At 75.0% G+C, this 17,507-nt stretch carries 15 protein-coding genes; 8 read left to right on the top strand and 7 right to left on the bottom strand.

Features of this window, described 5'->3' with window-relative positions; all coding sequences use genetic code 11:
- Positions 1-19: 19 nt before the first annotated feature.
- The 3 genes from ACIPW5_RS31125 to ACIPW5_RS31115 form a co-directional block, all read right to left on the bottom strand.
- Entirely contained in the window at positions 20-1,342 is a 1,323-nt protein-coding gene (locus ACIPW5_RS31125) for a hypothetical protein (protein WP_401252014.1), read from the bottom strand.
- Positions 1,339-2,166: a hypothetical protein gene (locus ACIPW5_RS31120; RefSeq protein WP_401252226.1), complete on the bottom strand. Its 828-nt coding sequence runs from the start codon at positions 2,164-2,166 to the stop codon at positions 1,339-1,341. Before ACIPW5_RS31120 ends, ACIPW5_RS31125 begins: the two co-directional genes overlap by 4 nt.
- A gap of 287 nt (positions 2,167-2,453) precedes the next feature.
- Positions 2,454-4,604 (bottom strand): right-handed parallel beta-helix repeat-containing protein, encoded by a 2,151-nt coding sequence (locus ACIPW5_RS31115; RefSeq protein ID WP_401252012.1) that lies wholly within the window; start codon positions 4,602-4,604, stop codon positions 2,454-2,456.
- A 306-nt stretch (positions 4,605-4,910) separates the two neighbouring features.
- On the opposite strand from ACIPW5_RS31115, the gene hmgA reads away from it, so the two are divergent.
- A complete protein-coding gene (gene hmgA, locus ACIPW5_RS31110) occupies positions 4,911-6,224 on the top strand; it encodes a homogentisate 1,2-dioxygenase (protein WP_401252009.1) in 1,314 nt (437 codons plus the stop codon).
- A gap of 72 nt (positions 6,225-6,296) precedes the next feature.
- Entirely contained in the window at positions 6,297-7,046 is a 750-nt protein-coding gene (locus tag ACIPW5_RS31105) for a GntR family transcriptional regulator (protein WP_401252006.1), read from the top strand.
- Between the two features lie 48 nt (positions 7,047-7,094).
- On the opposite strand, the gene ACIPW5_RS31100 is transcribed toward ACIPW5_RS31105, so the two are convergent.
- A complete protein-coding gene (locus tag ACIPW5_RS31100) occupies positions 7,095-7,265 on the bottom strand; it encodes a hypothetical protein (RefSeq protein ID WP_401252004.1) in 171 nt (56 codons plus the stop codon).
- Between the two features lie 171 nt (positions 7,266-7,436).
- Between ACIPW5_RS31100 and ACIPW5_RS31095 the strand changes: the two genes are divergently transcribed.
- Positions 7,437-8,558, top strand: a complete 1,122-nt coding sequence (locus ACIPW5_RS31095) for a type ISP restriction/modification enzyme (RefSeq protein ID WP_401252224.1) — start codon at positions 7,437-7,439, stop codon at positions 8,556-8,558.
- Between the two features lie 355 nt (positions 8,559-8,913).
- On the opposite strand, the gene ACIPW5_RS31090 is transcribed toward ACIPW5_RS31095, so the two are convergent.
- Positions 8,914-9,636: a TetR/AcrR family transcriptional regulator C-terminal domain-containing protein gene (locus tag ACIPW5_RS31090; RefSeq protein ID WP_401252001.1), complete on the bottom strand. Its 723-nt coding sequence runs from the start codon at positions 9,634-9,636 to the stop codon at positions 8,914-8,916.
- 77 nt (positions 9,637-9,713) lie between these two features.
- Here ACIPW5_RS31090 and ACIPW5_RS31085 point away from each other — a divergent pair, with 77 nt between their 5' ends.
- The 3 genes from ACIPW5_RS31085 to ACIPW5_RS31075 all read left to right on the top strand — a co-directional run bounded on the left by ACIPW5_RS31085 (position 9,714) and on the right by ACIPW5_RS31075 (position 12,789).
- On the top strand, positions 9,714-10,685 hold the full coding sequence (locus tag ACIPW5_RS31085) for an ATP-binding cassette domain-containing protein (protein WP_401251998.1): 972 nt from the start codon (positions 9,714-9,716) through the stop codon (positions 10,683-10,685).
- The gene (locus ACIPW5_RS31080) at positions 10,682-11,470 is read left to right on the top strand and encodes an ABC transporter permease (protein ID WP_401251995.1); all 789 of its coding nucleotides are present in this window, start codon (positions 10,682-10,684) and stop codon (positions 11,468-11,470) included. Before ACIPW5_RS31085 ends, ACIPW5_RS31080 begins: the two co-directional genes overlap by 4 nt.
- Positions 11,471-11,592: 122 nt before the next feature.
- Entirely contained in the window at positions 11,593-12,789 is a 1,197-nt protein-coding gene (locus ACIPW5_RS31075) for a CaiB/BaiF CoA transferase family protein (protein WP_401251992.1), read from the top strand.
- A gap of 90 nt (positions 12,790-12,879) precedes the next feature.
- Here the strand turns inward: ACIPW5_RS31075 and ACIPW5_RS31070 are convergent, their stop codons facing one another.
- Positions 12,880-13,149: a hypothetical protein gene (locus ACIPW5_RS31070; protein WP_125816285.1), complete on the bottom strand. Its 270-nt coding sequence runs from the start codon at positions 13,147-13,149 to the stop codon at positions 12,880-12,882.
- 269 nt (positions 13,150-13,418) lie between these two features.
- On the opposite strand from ACIPW5_RS31070, the gene ACIPW5_RS31065 reads away from it, so the two are divergent.
- On the top strand, positions 13,419-15,107 hold the full coding sequence (locus ACIPW5_RS31065; protein WP_401251988.1) for a serine/threonine-protein kinase: 1,689 nt from the start codon (positions 13,419-13,421) through the stop codon (positions 15,105-15,107).
- A gap of 14 nt (positions 15,108-15,121) precedes the next feature.
- Here the strand turns inward: ACIPW5_RS31065 and ACIPW5_RS31060 are convergent, their stop codons facing one another.
- The gene (locus ACIPW5_RS31060) at positions 15,122-15,931 is read right to left on the bottom strand and encodes an SGNH/GDSL hydrolase family protein (RefSeq protein WP_401251985.1); all 810 of its coding nucleotides are present in this window, start codon (positions 15,929-15,931) and stop codon (positions 15,122-15,124) included.
- A gap of 214 nt (positions 15,932-16,145) precedes the next feature.
- Here ACIPW5_RS31060 and ACIPW5_RS31055 point away from each other — a divergent pair, with 214 nt between their 5' ends.
- Positions 16,146-17,240 (top strand): DUF5925 domain-containing protein, encoded by a 1,095-nt coding sequence (locus ACIPW5_RS31055; RefSeq protein ID WP_401251982.1) that lies wholly within the window; start codon positions 16,146-16,148, stop codon positions 17,238-17,240.
- The last annotated feature ends 267 nt before the right edge of the window (positions 17,241-17,507 follow it).

The raw sequence follows: 17,507 nt of genomic DNA, 5'->3' as shown, positions 1-17,507 counted from the left end.
GCGGTGCGGGGGCGGGGCTTCAGTTCAGCAGGAGGGTCAGCCCGCCGATCGTGTACGTGATCATCAGCGCGAGCAGCGGCAGCTGGCCCGCCACCGCCTTCGCGGGCGGGAAGAGGCGTACGGAACGGTCGTGCGCGGCGATCACACCGAGTACGTGCCCGGTGACGACGGCGATGACCTGGAGGGCGGCGAGGCCGCCGGGACCCAAGGGGGGACTGGGCTCGGGGGCGTTGTCAGTGCCGAGTGCCATGCTTACCGTGCGTGGTCCTTCGGTGACGAGGAGGGAGAAGTAGTGAGCGGTGAGATAGCCGAGGGCGATCGGCACGAGTGAGTGCGCGAAGGCCGTCAGCGGTCGGGGGTGCGGGCCGCTGACGAGGCGGGTGGCCGCGGCGCACAGGCAGTACAGGGTGGCGACGAGGGCGACGGAAGCGAGCAGTCCGAGCGTGGCCGTGGGGGTGCGGCCGAGGGGGGAGGTCTGAAGGGTGTTGATCCAGCCGGGGTTGTCGGAGTAGCCGTCGTAGGCGGTGGAGCCGAGCAGGACGCAGACGGTGGCGACGAGTCCGGGCCGCTCGGGCGTCGCGTCGAGTCCGTGGAAGGGGTTGCGGAGGACCAGGCGGCCGTCGCTGCGACGACCGAAGGGGGAGAGCCGGGCCAGGAGGCCGGAGTACACCTCGAAGGCGTCGGCTTCGGCGAACCAGCTCTCGCCGAAGCGGGCGGCGAGCAGCAGGTGGGCGGCGGTGTAGAGGGCGAGGGCGCACAGGAGGGTGGTGGTCGATGCGGGATCGGGAGCGACGAGTTCGAGCCAGGTGAAGCCGAACAGCCCGGCGGCGGCCGGCCATTGGCCGGTCCGGGGCGGCAGGGGGCGGCCGGCCCCGGGCGGGCGGCGGCGGGCCCTGGCGAGGAGGCGGTGCAGGGTGCGAAGCGGGTTGAGGAGGCGCCAGACGGGGCCGAGGAGGAGGGAGGCGGGCACGATGCCGACCCACAGCAGGACGTAGACGGCGCCGGGGGCGGGGTTGCGGTCGGGGTCGTCGGGACCGAGGAGGAGGTGGAGGAGCACGGCGAGGGCTGCGGCCAGACCCAGTCCGCGCAGGGTGGTGCGGGTGGCCGGCGCGTCGGCCGCCCGCTGGAGCCCGGCGGGCAGGGCGAGGCCGGAGCGGTCGCCGCGGAAGCGGGAGGCGGACCACAGGAGGCCGAGTGCGAGGAAGGAGACGAAGAGCGCCGTGAAAGCGCCGGCGAAGGCGTAGAAGGGGGAGATCGGCAGATCGTGCTGGGAGCCGATGCCGTGCGCGAGCAGGGCCGACGGGCCGGACGGGAGGGGGACCACGGGTGCCGTCGGGCTCATCGGACGAGGAGCTGGGTCAGGACGAGCCGGGACTCGTGGGTCTCGACCTCGAAGAGGCCGGTGCGGTCGGCCGTGAGGACCAGGGTGGCCTCCTGGCCCGCGGGCAGGGCGAGTTCCTTGTCGTAGCCGTGGACGTGCAGGGTGTCGGCGCGGTCGCTGGTGACGCGCAGGGCCAGGCGTTCGCCCCGTTTCAGTTCGGTGCGGCCGGTGGCGGGCACCACCTTGCCGTCCCGGACGGCGATGGTGACGGTCCGGTCGGCCGGCGGGGCTTCCCGGGGTGCCTGCGTTGCCGGGGGTCCGGTCGGGGTGGGCGCGGGGTGGCTGTGGGTTCCCTGGCCCGGGGGGCCCGCGGTCAGCTCGGCCGCCGCCTGGACCGGCTTGCCGGCGACGGCCCAGGCGGTGTGGTCGTCGGCGTACAGGCGGACGGTCAGGGTGTGCGCGCCCTCGGGCACCTGTGCCGCGGGCAGGTGGAACCAGGGGCCGTACAGGCGGGCCAGCTTGCGGCCGTCGAGTTCCAGGTGGGCGTGGCCGGCGCCGGCCAGCGCGGCGCCGCCGACGCTGTCCGGGGTGAAGCGGAAGTGGGTCACGTCCAGTCGGAGGTTCCAGCCGTCCTCGGAGTCGGGGCGGGCGGTGAGCTTCACCTCGGGCGCCCCCTGGGCCGGGACCTCGCGCAGGCGGTGGCCGGCGCCGTCCTGGGCGTCCAGCAGGGTGCCGGTGCTGCCGGAGGCCTGTTCGTGGGTGGTGCCGGGCTTGTGGTGGGTGGTGGCCCGGCCGCCGCAGCCCGTCGCCGCACCGCCCGCGAGCAGCAGGAGCAGGGCCAGCAGCGCCGCGGTGCGGGCGGAGCGCCGGTGCGGGCGGGTCCGGGGGGCGGGCGTCCGGCACGCGTCGCACCGGATGCGGGTCTCTGCGGGCACGTTCACTGCGGGCCTCCGGTCAGGGGGCGGGCCGCCGCGGCCGGGCGGGGCTCCGGGGGGGGCGGCGGCCCCGCTGCGGGCGGGGCGGGGTGTGGCTGTGGGGCCCTTGCCGCAGCCGGGCGGGGCGGGGGCCGGGCGCCCTTGCCGGGGGCGGGGCCGCGGCAAGGGCGGGGCTGCCCCTGTGGGCGGGTCCTGGGTCAGGCGGGGTTGCCGTCGGGGGTGGGGGGCGGGGGCTCGGCGGTTGTGGTCAGGGCCGGGGCGGGGCCCGCCGGGACGGGGGTGCGGTCGCCGGCCGGGTCGTCGCCCGGGCCGGCGGGACGGGCGGGGGCGGCCGGGCCGGGGCGGGCCGAGGCGACGACCGCCCACAGCACCCACACCACCGCGACGAGGGCCCGCACCCAGGCGGGGCTGAGCGGGATCCACGGGATCATCAGGACGGCCTTGTCGAAGGCGTCCAGCAGGGTCAGGGCGCCCAGCAGCAGGGTGAGCCGGGCCAGCCAGGGGCGTTCGCGGCGCAGGGCCAGGCCGGCCCCGGTCCACCAGAGTCCGAGCAGGAGCAGGCCCAGGGCCGGGACGGGGGTGTCCACCAGGGGCATCGTGGAGCCGGCCACGTCGAGGGCCAGTCCGGCCAGGCCGGCGAGCGACGCCGCGGTGCCCAGCCGGGAGCCGCGCAGGCGCCGCCACCACAGCGTGCCGCCGACCAGCAGCAGCACCGCCGCCACGGCCAGCGCGATCTGCGTCTCCACCCGCTCCAGGCCCCGGGCGCCGTACCAGTCGCAGCCCGCCGGGAGCTTGCGGGCCTGGACGTTGTAGTCGGCGCAGACCATCAGCTGGGTCAGCTTCACCGGTTCGCCCACCAGCCGGGCCGAGGAGCCGCTGACCTGTCCGCGCTCCTTCCCGCACTGCGGGAGCGTGCCCGGGGTGGAGCCGTCGGGGCCGTCCTGCCAGCAGTTCCCCTCGCCCTGGCCGTCCCACCACACGTCGGTGCCGTTGGGGCGGGAGGCGCCCGACCTGTCCTTGCCGAGGACGTTGCCCGCGTACCGGTTGTGGTGGGAGGTGTCGGTCTGCTTGGACCAGCGCTCCTCGCCCCGGATGAAGGCGGGGACGGCGCTGAGGAAGAAGCCCGCGCGCCGGTGCCCGTATACCCAGTTGTCCTCGTAGAGGTTCCAGTTGCCTCCGGCGGTGATGATGCCGGTGCCGGGGGGCATGGAGATCTGCGGGCAGACCACCCCCTGCTCGTAGCCGCGCTCGACGGGCGGCTTGGCGCAGGTGCCGTCGGCGACGTAGGGGTAGTAGTCGGCGTTGTTGTCGTGGATCAGGTTGCGTTCGAAGCGGGCGTGGTTCTGCGGGAGTCCGGGGTGTCCGGGGAAGGCGCTGTCCATCGAGGCGCCGCCCATGTTCTGGTCGAACTCGTTGTCGTGGACCCAGACCGAGTCCCCGGCGGTGCCGGAGTAGCCGACCATGTTGTGGTGGCTGCGGCAGCCGGTGATCTCGATGGAGTAGCGGGGCACGTCGTAGCCGCGGCCGTCGTTGATGTTGGAGGCGCTTCCGGGGTAGATCCCGGAGTCCCCGTTGCCGTAGGACTCGCAGTTCTTGTAGAGCCCGTGGTCGCTGGCGAAGGTCAGGAAGCCGTACTCGTCGTTCCAGCGGGTCAGGACGTCGTCGATGACGAAGCCGTCGGCGGCGAGCACGTAGAGGGAGTTGAAGGTGGTGCGCTGCGCGGTGAAGTTCCGGAAGTAGATCCCGTCGGAGCGGTCGGCGCGGATGGCGTTCAGCTTCTGGTACTTGGCGTCGATGACGACGTCCGTGCGGGCGGCTCCGGTGCCCTCGATCTGCAGGTTCTTCTTGCCGAGGACGGCCACGAGGTTCTGGTTGTGCCGGCACTTCTCCTGCTGTTCGTACGACAGGATCTGGTAGCCCAGCGAGGAGTTGGGCGCCTTGAGGTTCGCGCACTCACCCGTGGGCGCGGGCAGCGAGGGCTCCTCCTCGTAGAGGCCGGGCAGGATCGCGATGTTCATCCCCGGCCGGTCGACGGCGTCCACGGCCTGCTGGAGGTGGCGGTAGCCGTTCTTCTCGCAGCGCTCGTAGAGGTCGAGGTTGCGCTGCCGGAGCTCCTGCGGGAAGCCGGCCACGCGGCGTTCGAAGGCGGGCCGGTCGGTCTTGCAGACCAGCAGGTCGGGCTCGGCCGCGGCCCGGTGGGCGGGGACGGATCCGGTGCCGTCGGGAAGGGCGACGGGGCGCTCCTCGTGCGCGCGGGCGGCGGGCGCGGCGGCGAGGAGGGACAGGAAGGCGAGGAGGGCGGCGAGGAGCGCCGCCGGCACGGCAGGGAACCTGCGGGTCCACGACATGCGCGAGAGAGTAGAGCAATGTTCATCTTTTGGGATCCCCTCGCGCGGATTCCGCCCGGGGCGGTAACCGGATCGTTGCGCCGGGCGGCTGCCGCCGGGGGCGGGGCGGGGCCCCGGGCGGGGGTGGTCGCCGGCCGGGCGGATCCGTCCCGCGACCGCGGCGGCCGCGCGGGAGGCGGCGGCACGGCGGGCCCGGCCCGTGCGGCGGGGCGTTTCGGGCGGTGGCCGCAAGAGGGCGTTGACGGGGAGGGTCACGGAATCCTACTGTCGACCATAGGATTCCTTCGACGGAGCGGGAGCAAGCCCATGAGTGAGCAGGCCAGGAAGACGGCGGAGGCGCTGGAATACCTCACCGGCTTCGGGAACGAACACGGCTCGGAGGCCGTGCCCGGCGCGCTCCCGCTCGGCCGCAACTCCCCCCAGCGCGCCGCCCTCGGCCTCTACGCCGAGCAGCTCAGCGGCAGCGCCTTCACCGAGCCGCGCCGCCACAACCGCAGGTCGTGGCTCTACCGGATCCGCCCCTCGGCCGCCCACCCGGCCTTCACCCGCGTGGACAACGGCGCCCTGCGCACCGCGCCCTTCACCGACGCCGTCCCGGACCCCAACCGGCTGCGCTGGAACCCGCTGCCGGACCCGGCCCCCGGCACCGACTTCCTGGCCGGACTGTGGACCCTCGGCGGCAACGGCGACGCCACCCAGCGCACCGGCATGGCCGTCCACCTCTATTCCGCCAACGCCGACATGACCGACCGGGTCTTCAGCGACTCGGACGGCGAGCTGCTGATCGTCCCCGAGCGCGGCGGCCTGCTGCTGCGCACGGAGCTCGGCCTGCTGAGCGCCGGTCCCGGCGAGGTGGCGCTGATCCCGCGCGGGGTGCGCTTCCGCGTCGAGCTGCTCGACGGCGACGCCCGCGGCTACGTCTGCGAGAACTACGGGCAGCCCTTCGAGCTGCCGGACCTCGGCCCGATCGGCGCCAACGGCCTGGCCGCGGCGCGGGACTTCCGGGCGCCGGTGGCCGCGTACGAGGACGTGGAGCGGCCGACCGAGGTGGTCAACAAGTTCTGCGGCAACCTCTGGTCCGCGACCTACGGCCACTCGCCGCTCGACGTCGTCGCCTGGCACGGCACGCACGTCCCGTACGTGTACGACCTGCGCAAGTTCAACGTGATCGGCTCCATCAGCTACGACCACCCGGACCCGTCGATCTTCACCGTGCTGACCTCGCCGTCCGACACCCCGGGCCTGGCGGGCGTGGACTTCGTGGTGTTCGCCCCGCGCTGGCTGGTCGGCGAGGACACCTTCCGCCCGCCGTACTTCCACCGCAACGTCATGAGCGAGTACATGGGCCTGATCGAGGGCGCCTACGACGCCAAGGCCGAGGGGTTCGTACCGGGCGGCGGCTCGCTGCACAACATGATGTCCGCGCACGGACCGGACCGCGAGACCTTCGACAAGGCGAGCGCCGCCGAACTGAAGCCGCAGAAGATCGACGACGGCCTGGCCTTCATGTTCGAGACGCGCTGGCCGATCACCGCCACCCCCCAGGCGGCGGGGGCGGAGCACCTCCAGCGCGGATACGACGACGTATGGGAGGGTCTCCAGCGCCACTTCCGCGCCTAACATGCCGGTGTCCCCCCGCACACCGCCCCGCCCCGCCGTCTGCTGACAGCCGGCCCGTACGGAGAACGACCCGTGACCGCCTTCGCCCCCGACTCCCTGGTACTGAACCGCAAGCTGCCGCTCTGGTACCAGGTGTCCCAGTCCCTGCGCGCCTCGATACTGGGGCGCGCCCCGGACGCCTCGCTGCGGCTGCCGACCGAGGAGCAGCTCGCCGAGCACTACGGGGTGAGCGTGCTGACCATGCGCCAGGCGCTCAAGGAGCTGGAGGGCGAGGGCCTCATCAGCCGGCACCGGCGGCGCGGGACCTTCATCGAGCCGGGTGCGATGCGCAGCGCCCCGGTGCGGCTGCTCGGCTCGGTGGACGCGATCGTGGCCCAGCAGTCGGGCGACCTGACGACGGTGCTGGGCCGGGAGCGCACGGCCGTGGCCGGGGAGCTGCTGGAGCACTTCCCGGACACGGCCGAGGTGGTCACGTACCGCAGGCTCCGGCGCGACGGCGAGAGCGGGGAGCCCACCAACTGGGCGGAGAACGCGGTCCGTCCGGAGCTCGCCGACGCCGTGGACCTGGCCGACCTGGAGCGCTGGCCGATGACCAAGGTGCTGCGGGACGTGGTCGGCGTGCGGATCAGCCGGATCACGGACACCGTGGAGGCGCGGCTCGCCGACCCGGTCACGGCCGAGCTGCTGGAGGTCCCGCTGCTGAGCCCGATCCTGCACTACACCGGCGTGACCTACGACGAGGACGGGCGGGTCGTGGACGTGGCCCGCATCCGGTACCGGGGCGACCGGTTCTCCTTCACGGTGACCGTCGAAGCGCCCTGACCGCACGGCGCCGGGCCGATGCCCGGTGCCCGGCGCCCGGCGCCCGCGCTACTTCTGCTGCTCGTTCTCCTCCGTGAGCCGCTCGCCCTCGGCCTGCGAGGGCGTGGTGCGCATCGTCTGGGGGTGGTGGTGCTGCTCCCACTCCCGCTCGTCCATGTCCTCGTCGAGCCGCTCGCCCTCGGCCTGCGACGGGGTCGAATACTCGTCGTACGTGCTCATGGCCGGCTCCTCGTCGGTGCGGGTGCGCAGGCCGGCCGGTACGGATGCGTACGTACACGGCGGATGCGTACATAAGGAGCGTAACGCTTCGGCCGGGACACGGCCCGGCCCCGGCGGGCCGTCGCTACCATCTGCCGGGTGAGCGCTGACGTACCGCTGCTGGACGATCTGATGCCCTGGGCCGTGAGCGGCCTGCGCCTGGGCCGGGACTGGGTCGCGGCGCCCGATCCCGCCACCCTGCGGGCCCGCTGGACGGCCCTGGCCGACGCCGAAGGGGCGGAGCGGGAGCGGCTGTTCCGCCCGAGCCGGACCCGTACGCCCTCCGCCGGGGCGGCGGCGCTGCCGGGCCAGCGTTCGGCCACCGCCCGCTTCGCCGACGCGCCCGGCGCCTTCCCCGAGCCCGTACGGGTGCTCCGCGCGCCCTTCGACGAGCAGTGGCTGCTGCCCGACCAGCGGCTCATCGACTCCGCCCGGCCCGAGCTGTGGCGGGTGCGGGACGCGCAGCAGGTGTTCCTGCTGGAGGCGCCGGGCCTGCTGGCCACCGCGCACCTCCCGGCGGGCCGGCTCGGCCGGATCCGCCCGCTGCACCGGCGCCCCGGCGGGGCCGAGCCGAACCTCGCGCCGGGCCTGCTGCCCCTGCTGGGCGGGCACCACGGCGGCTGGGTCACCCCGGAGGACGTGCTGTGCTGGATCCTCGCCGCCGGGCGGCCGGGCCCCCGGGGGTACGAGGTCCCGCTCGCGGCCGACCCGGAGCACTGGCGGGCCGGCCTGGAGCTGGGCCAGCGGCTGCTGACGGTCCAGTTGCGCGGGGCGCGGGGCGGGGAGCCGCCGCGGCTGCCCGGCGGGCGGCGGCCGTACGTCCGCTCGGCGGTCACGGCCTGGCCGGAGGGGCTCGGCTACGACGCGGAGAGCGAGACGCTGACCCTCGGGGACGGGGCCGTCTCCCCGGTCCCGGCGGGGGCCTGGGAGTACGAGGTCCAGGGCGTCCGGGTGCTGGAGGGGTGGTTCGCCGCCCGCTGCGCGCACCGGGATCCGGGGGCGGGCGGGCTGGAGGGGCTGGGGCCGGCCGAGTGGCCGCAGGCCTGGACTTCGGAGCTGCTGGCCCTGGTGACCACCCTGGCACTGCTGGCCGCTCTGGCGCCGGAGCGGGCGGCGTTCACCCCCGGGCCGCTGCTGCCGGCCGGGGAGCTGGAGGCCGCCGGGGTGCTCCCGCCGCCGCGCTGGGCCCGCCGTCCGGCCTCGGTCCTGGACCACCAGGAGGAGGGCCCGGGCGGGCAGTTCGCACTGCTCTGACCACTGCCGGGGGCCTGCCGGCCGCAATGCCGCAGGCCGGCCCGCACCACCGGGCGCCCCACCCTCCGGGAGCCGGCCCGACCGGGACCACGCTGCCCGGGGGCGCCCCCGCAGCCACGCCGGGCGGGCTCACGCCACCCGGGCCCACGCCACCGGGAGGCACGCCAACCGGAACCACCCTGCCAGCGGCCGCATCGGCCGGACCCTGCCGACCGGGACCGCACTGCCGCGGGGCGCCCCCGCAGCCGTGCCGGGCGGGGTCATGCCGCCCGGGACCGCGCCGCCGGGGGCGCGACCGCGGGATCGTGTCGCCCGGGGAGCGGTACGCCCCCGGGACCCCGCCGGAGGCGGACCGTCAGGGCCAGCCCGCCAGGAGGCGGGACACCGAGCGGTCGAACGCCTCCGTCAGGTCCGCTCCGGCGGCGGTCACCGGGGCGCCCTCGGTGAGGGCCGCCGCGAGCCTCGGGTACTCCCCCGTCGCCAGCCGGGAGCCGAGCCAGGCCGTCCGTACGCCTTCCTCGGCGGCCTCGCTCCAGGGCAGCGAGCGGGCCCGTTCGGCCAGGGCGAGTTCCCCCGCCACGAAGGTGGCCACCATGCCGTTGACGGAGGCGATCAGCTCCAGCTTCCCGGCCCCGGACACCTCCAGCGGCTCCAGGCAGGCCAGGCTGTGCTCCAGGTACCGCAGGGCGTTGGGGCCGAAGCCGTAGACCGGGCTCAGCAGCCGCGGCAGCCAGGGGTGGCGGTGCATCAGGGCCCGGGTCTGGCGGGCCAGGGCGAGCAGGTCGTCCCGCCAGCGCCCGCTCGGCGGGGCGAGGTCGTACTCCCCGCTGACCGCGTCGACCATCAGCTCGTACAGGTCCTCCTTGCGGGGGACGTAGTTGTACAGGGACATGGTCCCGGCGCCGATCCCGGCCGCCACCCGCCGCATGGAAACGGCCTCGATCCCCTCCGCGTCGGCGATCCGCACGGCCTCGGCCGCGATCGAGTCGCGGCTGTGCGCGGGCCGGGGCCCGCGGCCGGCCCGCTGCGGGCGGGCCCAGATCACTTCGGGTTCGGCGGGGCGCCCACCGGCTGTCATCGGTCACATCACCTCGTCGTCGTCTCCGCCACCATCTTAGTTACGTACGCCGTACGTAGTGCGGTAGGGTGCGGCACATGACAACTACGTACACCGTACTTAGTGAAGGTCTGGAGAAGCAGTACGGCGAGGTGCACGCCCTGCGCGGGCTGGACCTGGCCGTGCCGGAGGGCACCGTCTGCGGGCTGCTGGGCCCCAACGGCGCGGGCAAGACCACCGCCGTGCGGATCCTCACCACGCTCACCGCGCCCACCGCCGGACGCGCCCTGGTCGCCGGGCACGAGGTCACCGCCGACCCGGCCGCGGTACGCCGTTCCATCGGCGCCACCGGCCAGTACGCCTCCGTCGACGGGGACCTGACCGGCCGGGAGAACCTCCGGCTGTTCGCCCGCCTCGCCGGACTGCGGGGGCGGGCCGGACGGGCCCGCGCGGACGAACTGCTGGAGCAGTTCGGCCTGGTGGAGGCCGCCGACCGGGTGGCCTCCACCTGGTCGGGCGGCATGCGGCGGCGCCTGGACCTGGCCGCCGGCCTGGTCACCCGGCCCCGGGTGCTCTTCCTCGACGAGCCCACCACCGGGCTGGACCCGGCGGCCCGCGAACGGATCTGGACGGCGGTGCGCGGCCTCGCCGACGGGGGCACCACCGTGCTGCTGACCACCCAGTACCTGGAGGAGGCCGACCGGCTCGCCGACGACATCGTCGTCGTCGACCGGGGCCGGGCCGTCGCCACCGGCACCCCGGCCGTCCTCGAGGCCCGGATCGGCGCGCGGGCCGAGGTCACCCTGGCCGGGCCGGACTCCCTCGCGGGCGCGGCCGCGGTCCTCGACCGGCTCACGGGCGGACGGCCCGCCCTGGACGGGGCGCGGCTCACCGTCGGCGTGACCGTGCTCGACGACGGCCTCACCCTGCCCCGGATCATCCGCGCGCTCGACACCGCCGGGATCCCGGTGACCGACGCCAGCCTGCGCCCGCCCACCCTCGACGAGGTGTTCCTGCGCCTCACCCGGACCCCCTCCACCGCCCCGGACCACAAGGAGCACGCGGCATGACCACCCTGCTGCCGGACGGCGCCGCCGTCCTCACCCGCCAGCTCCGGAAGGCCCGGCACGCCCCGGCCCTGCTGGTGCTGACCCAGACCATGCCGATCATGATGCTGCTCTTCTTCGGCTACGTGTTCGGCAGCGCGCTGGCCATGCCGGGCACCGAGTACCGCGAGTTCCTGGTGCCCGGCCTGCTCGCGGCGACCGCCGCGAACGGCCTGATGACCGGCATGTTCACCGCCGCGCAGGACGCGCACCGGGGGGTGATGGACCGGTTCCGGACGCTGCCGATGAGCCGGGCCGCGGTCCCGCTGGGGCAGACCGCCGCCGATCTGCTGACCACGGCGGTGTCGATGGTGCCGCTGATGCTGGTGGGGCTGGCGATGGGCTGGCGGATCGAGAACGGCGTGCCCGGGGCCCTGGGGGCGCTCGGCGTGCTGCTGCTGTTCCGCTTCGCCGCCGCGTGGGTGGGCACGTACCTCGGGCTGGTGAGCCGCAGCGAGGAGGCCGCGGGCCAGCTCGGCAGCGCCACCTTCGTGCTGCCGATGCTGTCCAGCGCGTACCTGCCGACGGCCGGACTGCCCGGCTGGCTGCGGACGGTCGCGGAGTGGAACCCGATCAGCGCCGTCGCCACCGCCGTACGGGAGCTGTGCGGGAACGCGGGCGGCGCGGCCGCGGAACCCGCCGCGGCCTGGCCTGCGGCGCACCCGGTGGCGGCCGCGGTGCTGTGGTCGCTGCTGCTCCTGCTGCTGTCCGTACCGGCGGCCACGCGCCGGTTCGCGCGCGGCAGGTAGCGGACGGCCGCGGAGGCGCCGGCGCCGGTCGCCCGCGCCGTGCCCGCGGAATCCGGACGTTCCCGTGGACTCGGGATCCGGACACGGGTGACAGACCGGCTTCCACCCGGTAGGCAGACCCCATGGCTACCGAACCCCTCCCCCTCTCCGGCCTCACCGTCGTCGCCGTCGAACAGGCCGTCTCCGCACCCTTCGCCACCCGTCAGCTCGCCGACCTCGGGGCCAGGGTGATCAAGGTCGAGCGGCCCGACGGCGGTGACTTCGCGCGCGCCTACGACACCGCGGCGCAGGGCCTCGCCTCGCACTTCGTGTGGGCCAACCGCGGCAAGGAGTCCCTCACCCTGGACCTGAAGGACCCGCGCGGGCTGGAGGTGCTGCACGGCCTGCTCGACGGGGCCGACGTCTTCGTGCAGAACCTCGCGCACGGGGCCGCCGCCCGGCTGGGGATCGACGCGGCGACGCTGTGCGCCCGCTACCCACGGCTGGTCGCCGTGGACGTCTCCGGCTACGGCCCGCAGGGCCCGTACGCCCACAAGCGCGCCTACGACATGCTGGTGCAGTGCGAGGCGGGGCTGGTCTCGGTGACCGGCACCCCGGAGCGGCCGGTGAAGGCGGGGATCCCGGCGGCGGACATCGCAGCCGCCATGTACGCCTTCTCGGGGGTGCTCGCCGCCCTGCTGCGGCGCGGCACCACCGGGCGCGGCGGCCCGGTGGAGGTGTCGATGCTGGACGCGCTCGCGGAGTGGATGGGGCATCCGCTGCACCACACGATGCACGGCGGGGAGCAGCCCGTGCGGACCGGCCTCGCGCACGCGGTGATCGCCCCGTACGACGCCTACGCGACGGCCGACGGGGACCGGGTGCTGCTGTCGGTGCAGAACGACCGCGAGTGGCGACGGCTCGCGGTCCGGGTGCTGGACCGGCCGGACCTGGCGGAGGATCCGGCGTACGCGACGAACGCGGCCCGGACGAAGGGGCGGGAGGAGACGGACGCGGTGGTGGCCGAAGCCCTCGGCCGGCTCGGGGCGGACGAGGCCGTGGCGCGGCTGGAGGAGGCCGGGATCGCCTGCGCACGGCTGAACTCGGTGGCGCAGCTGGCCGGGCACCCGCAGCTGGCGGCGCGCGACCGCTGGCGGGAGGTGGATTCGCCGACGGGTCCGCTGCGGGCGCTGCTGCCGCCGATCGGACTGCCGGGCGGCGCGGAACCGCGGATGGGTGCGGTGCCCGCGCTCGGCGAACACACCGACGCGCTGCTGCACGCCCTGGGGATGACGGACGCGCAGATCACGGCGTTGCGCCGGGACGGTGTGATCGCCTGAGGCCGGGGTGGCGCCGTGGGGTTCCGAAGGCGCCGTACGGGGGGACGGGGGCCGGGACGCAGCCGGACGGGGGGCCGGCTGCGCGGACGGTCAGGTGCGGCGGCTGCCGAAGAGCGTGCGCCGCAGCCTGCGCAGCGGTGCGAAGAGCGCGACGCGCGCGCTCCGGCTCCGCTGGACGTGGGTGTGGTCGCGCGAGGTGAGCTCGCGCATCAGCAGGGTCGCCTCGGCGACCTCGTGGCGCGGGACGGCGGGACCGCCCAGCACGGCGAGGTGGCGGTCGAGGCGCGAGCTGACCGCGCTGCTTCCGCAGGTGATGGCAGGCACGCGGGGCGGCCTGCTGCGCATCGTTATCTGTTCCATGTCTCTCCCCACCCGTACGAGGGCACCCGGCCCGGGCAGGTTAACCCTATCGCCCACTCCATGCCCCAGGGTATCCCGGTGGTGTGAATTACCCCTGTAATTACGGGTAGTTGACGATTACTCAGCGGAGTCATCCGTCACTCTCCGTACGATTCGCCCGACTTGGGAGGCCCCGCACAGCGGTCGGTGACAGTGTCGTCACGACGGGGGCCACCCGGCAGGTCCTGCGCTAACTTGGAGTGATCACCCGGTGACGCAGGGGGGTTCGCATGAATGTGGACGAGGGCGGGGACGCCGGGCGTGTCGTCGCCGGCCGGTACCGGCTGCTCGGCCGGCTGGGGCAGGGCGGCATGGGCGTGGTGTGGCGGGCCCGGGACGAGGTGCTGGGCCGCGAGGTCGCCGTCAAGGAGGTGCGGGCCCCCGCCGGGCTGGACGCGGCCGAGGTCGGACGGATGTACCGGAGGCTGGAGCGGGAGGCCTGGGCCGCCGCCCGGATCTCGCACCGCGGGGTGGTCACGGTCTACGACGTGGTCACCGAGGAGGGCCGTCCGTGGATCGTGATGGAGCTGGTGCGCGGGCTCTCCCTGGCGGAGGTGCTGGAGGGCGAGGGCCCGATGACCCCGCAGCGCACCGCGCACCTCGGCGAGCAGGTGCTGGCCGCGCTGCGCTCCGCGCACGACGCCGGGGTGCTGCACCGGGACGTGAAGCCGGCCAACGTACTGGTCGCCAATGACGGGCGGGTGGTGCTGAGCGACTTCGGGATCGCCCGCCTGGAGGGCTCCGCCGCGCTCACCATGCCGGGCGAGGTGGTCGGCTCGCCCGAATTCCTCGCGCCGGAGAGGGCGTTGGGCAACGAGCCCGGCCCGGAGTCGGACCTGTGGTCGCTCGGGGTGATGCTCTACGCGGCCGTGGAGGGGGTCTCGCCCTTCCGGAAGGACACCCCGCTGACCACCCTGCAGGCCGTCGTGGACGCGGAGTTGCCCCCGCCGCGCCGGGCCGGACCGCTGGAGCCGGTGCTGGAGGGGCTGCTGCGCAAGGACCCGGCCGAGCGGCTGTCCGCCGCGGAGGCCGCCCGGATGCTGCGGATCATCGGCGCGGGCGGGGCGGTACGGGACCCCGGCGGGCCGGTCTCCGGGCCGGGCACCCCGACGGCCGGCGCGCGGGCGGGATCCGGGCCGGGGTACGGGCCGGGGTACGGGCAGACCCCGCCGATGCCGATGCCGGCACCCGCGCCCGGGCCCCGACCGGTGCCGCCGGACACGGGGCGCGGTGCACCGGGGCAGGGGCGGGCGGGGGCGGTGCTGGTCCTCGGGATCGCGGTGCTGCTGCTGGCGCTGGTCCTGCTGGGGTGGCTGCTGCTGCGGGACACCTGGCGGGACGAGGGCTCGGGGGGCACCCCGTCGCCCCCGGCGTCCGCCTCCGGGTCCCCCTCGGCCTCTGCCCCGGCGTCGGCTTCCGCTTCGGCGTCGGCGTCGGCGTCGGCCTCCTCCGGCACCGCCCCCGCGCAGAGCGTCACCCTGTACGTGCACGCCGCGCGCCCCGCGTACAGCGGGAGCTGCCCGCCGGCCGCGGGGGCCGCGCCCGCCTTCACCGGAACCGTCGAGGTGGCCCGGATCCCGGCGCTGGTGGAGTACCGCTGGGTCAGGCGCGGCGCGGGCGGGGCTCCGGCCGGGGACTGGCGGAGCATCGTGTACGAGGAGGGCGGGACGCGCACCCGCCGGCTGGACCACACCGAGCCGGGGGACCCGGCGGGCGCGAGCGTCCGCGACGCGGTCCGGCTGGAGGTCCGGGCGCCGGCACAGACGGCGTCGGCGTGGCTGGAGTACTCCCTGACGTGCGAGAAGGAGACCCCGACGGGCGGGGCCTCCTCCCCCGGTTCTCCCGGGCCCTCCGGTTCGCCGGCCTGGACACCGACGCCGACGCCCGCGCCCACACCGAGCGCGGGCCCCGGCCCGTAGGGACGTCCCGCGGCTCAGGCCTTGCCGGAGAAGACGGGCAGGTAGCCGCCGGACTGTCCGGCGGCGGTCGGGTGGTAGGACTCGCCGATGTTGGTCCAGTTGACGCTGTGCAGCCAGGCGCTGCCGGAGCAGATCTCGTGGCCGGTGAAGGCGCCGGCGACCGAGGCGAAGGTGTAGCCGTGGTCGGCGGCGCGCTTGGCGATCGCGGCGTTGAGGTAGTCGGCCGCGCCGTTGATGGCGGAGCGTTCGCCCTCGGTCAGGCCCGCGACGCAGGTGCCGTTCAGCTTGTAGAAGCGGGGGTAGCCGAGGACGACGACCTTGGCGGCGGGGGCGCGGCCCCGGATCGCGTCGTAGACCCGGTCGAGTTGGCCGGGGAGGGTGGTGTCGACGTAGCGCTTGGCCTCGTTGACCCGGTTGACGCAGGTGGATTCGGACTGCAGGACGCAGGTCGTCATCACGTCCGAGAATCCGGCGTCGTTGCCCCCGACGGTGATGCTCACCAGGTCGGTGCCGGAGTTGAGGGGGCCGAGCTGGCCCGAGAGCACGTCACCGGTACGGGCGCCCGAGCACGCGGTGAAGGAGAAGGTCTGCGGGGAGTGGGCGGCGGCCCACAGGGCCGGGTAGGCGCGGTTGGTGCGCTTGCAGTTGCCGCTGGAGCTGTCGTAGTTGCCGGCGCCGACGCCGGAGGAGTACGAGTCGCCGAGGGCCACGTAGCCGAAGTCGGCCTGCGCGGCCGAGGCCTGGCCGGCGCCGAACAGGGCGGCGCCCGCGGCGAGTAACAGGGAGGACGTCAAGGCGGCGAAACGCGACATTCTTCTGCTCATGGGTGTGCGGCTCCTTGTGGGGGGTTACTCCTGAGTCCGTGGTACAAGCAGCCGGGGCTGTCCGGAAGTGTCCATGCCAAGAATGTTCGGCGCAGGATCGGGGTGCGGACCTGGCCGGAATCTTCACCCGCGCTGGGTTTGAAGAGGGAATCCGGCCACCCGATCCGGCGAAACACGGGTGCGTGGGGGCAGTTCGTGCCGGATCATGGGCGCCATGCCAGCAGACCCGCATGACGCGCTGCCGATCCGGCTCCATGTCGACGACAGCGATTCACCGTCGGATGTCGTCGACGCACTGTTCCTCGGCCGGTTCGCGACCGGCGAGCAGCCGTACGCACAGAGCGTCACTATCGAACGGGTGAAGGCGGAAGCCACCCTGCTGCCCCCGCGCGCCACCGTGCTCCGCGCGGCGCGCGACACCGACCGCAGCGCCACGCTCGCCGAGGGCGAGGGCTGGACGGTCCTGGTCTCCCGCTGGAGCCGGGGGGCGGACGTGACCGTGACGGCGGTCAGCGACGAACTCGCGGAGAAGGTGCTCGGCGAGGCCACGGAGGGGGCGCAGGACGAGCCCGAACCCCAGCCGGAGAACGTCACCATGGGCTTCTGGTACGTCTCCCCGCGCCGCGGCCCGTACCGCACGACCCGGCAGATCTCCGCGGGCACGTGGGAGGACGTCCGGCCGAACTACACGGCGCCGGTGGCCCTGGCGATGGACCGGCTGATGAAGGTCACCCCCGACGACATCGCCGGCCGGCTGCTCCTGCTGCACGGGCCGCCGGGCACCGGCAAGACCTCGGCGCTGCGCACGCTGGCGCGGTCGTGGCGGGACTGGTGCCAGGTGGACTGCGTGCTGGACCCGGAGCGGCTGTTCAACGACGTCGGCTACCTCATGGACATCGCCATCGGGGAGGACGAGGGCACCGCGAAGGGCCGGTGGCGGCTGCTGCTGCTGGAGGACTGCGACGAGCTGATCCGCGGCGAGGCCCGGCACACGGCGGGGCAGGCGCTGTCCCGGCTGCTGAACCTGACGGACGGTCTGCTGGGGCAGGGCCGCAACGTCCTGGTCGGCGTCACGACGAACGAGGACCTGGAGCGCCTCCACCCGGCCGTGGTCCGCCCGGGGCGCTGCCTGGCCCGCATCGAGGTCGGCCGGCTGACGCACCGGGAGGCGGTGGACTGGCTCGGCACGGACGAGGGCGTCTCCCGCGAGGGCGCCACCCTGGCCGAACTCTTCGCCCTCCGGCGCGGGACGGGGCCGGCGGCGGTGCTGCCGACGCAGCCGTCGCCGGAGGCGGGCCTGTACCTGTAGCTCCTCGCGGGACCGATCCACCGCTGCGCGGAGCCGTCCCCTACCCGCCCTTCCCCCGTTCCCCGGGGCGTTGCCCCGGACCCCTTTCCTGGGGGCTCCGCCCCCAGACCCCCGCGCCTCAAACGCCGGCGAGGCTGAAATTGCCGGCCGGGGGGGGGGTGGGCGCCGCGCACCTCCAGCCCCCCCCGCGGTTGTGGCGCGGGCGCGGGAGCGCCGGATGGGTCCGGGGGGAGCCCGGGGGACGGTGGTATGGCGGGGTGGGGCCCC

The sequence above is a fragment of the Streptomyces sp. NPDC090077 genome (assembly GCF_044747545.1).
Taxonomy (GTDB): Bacteria; Actinomycetota; Actinomycetes; order Streptomycetales; family Streptomycetaceae; genus Streptomyces.
The sequence above is the reverse complement of the archived record's forward strand: the minus strand, read 5'-3'. Positions and strand labels throughout refer to the sequence as shown.

Coding starts and splice junctions, on each gene's coding strand:
- ACIPW5_RS31115 (WP_401252012.1), bottom strand. CDS start 4,604: ATGTCGTGGACCCGCAGGTTCCCTGCCGTGCCGGCGGCGCTCCTCGCC.
- ACIPW5_RS31075 (WP_401251992.1), top strand. CDS start 11,593: ATGGCTACCGAACCCCTCCCCCTCTCCGGCCTCACCGTCGTCGCCGTC.
- ACIPW5_RS31085 (WP_401251998.1), top strand. CDS start 9,714: ATGACAACTACGTACACCGTACTTAGTGAAGGTCTGGAGAAGCAGTAC.
- ACIPW5_RS31125 (WP_401252014.1), bottom strand. CDS start 1,342: ATGAGCCCGACGGCACCCGTGGTCCCCCTCCCGTCCGGCCCGTCGGCC.
- ACIPW5_RS31090 (WP_401252001.1), bottom strand. CDS start 9,636: ATGACAGCCGGTGGGCGCCCCGCCGAACCCGAAGTGATCTGGGCCCGC.
- ACIPW5_RS31080 (WP_401251995.1), top strand. CDS start 10,682: ATGACCACCCTGCTGCCGGACGGCGCCGCCGTCCTCACCCGCCAGCTC.
- ACIPW5_RS31055 (WP_401251982.1), top strand. CDS start 16,146: ATGCCAGCAGACCCGCATGACGCGCTGCCGATCCGGCTCCATGTCGAC.
- ACIPW5_RS31060 (WP_401251985.1), bottom strand. CDS start 15,931: ATGAGCAGAAGAATGTCGCGTTTCGCCGCCTTGACGTCCTCCCTGTTA.
- ACIPW5_RS31065 (WP_401251988.1), top strand. CDS start 13,419: ATGAATGTGGACGAGGGCGGGGACGCCGGGCGTGTCGTCGCCGGCCGG.
- ACIPW5_RS31095 (WP_401252224.1), top strand. CDS start 7,437: ATGCCCTGGGCCGTGAGCGGCCTGCGCCTGGGCCGGGACTGGGTCGCG.
- hmgA (WP_401252009.1), top strand. CDS start 4,911: ATGAGTGAGCAGGCCAGGAAGACGGCGGAGGCGCTGGAATACCTCACC.
- ACIPW5_RS31100 (WP_401252004.1), bottom strand. CDS start 7,265: ATGAGCACGTACGACGAGTATTCGACCCCGTCGCAGGCCGAGGGCGAG.
- ACIPW5_RS31070 (WP_125816285.1), bottom strand. CDS start 13,149: ATGGAACAGATAACGATGCGCAGCAGGCCGCCCCGCGTGCCTGCCATC.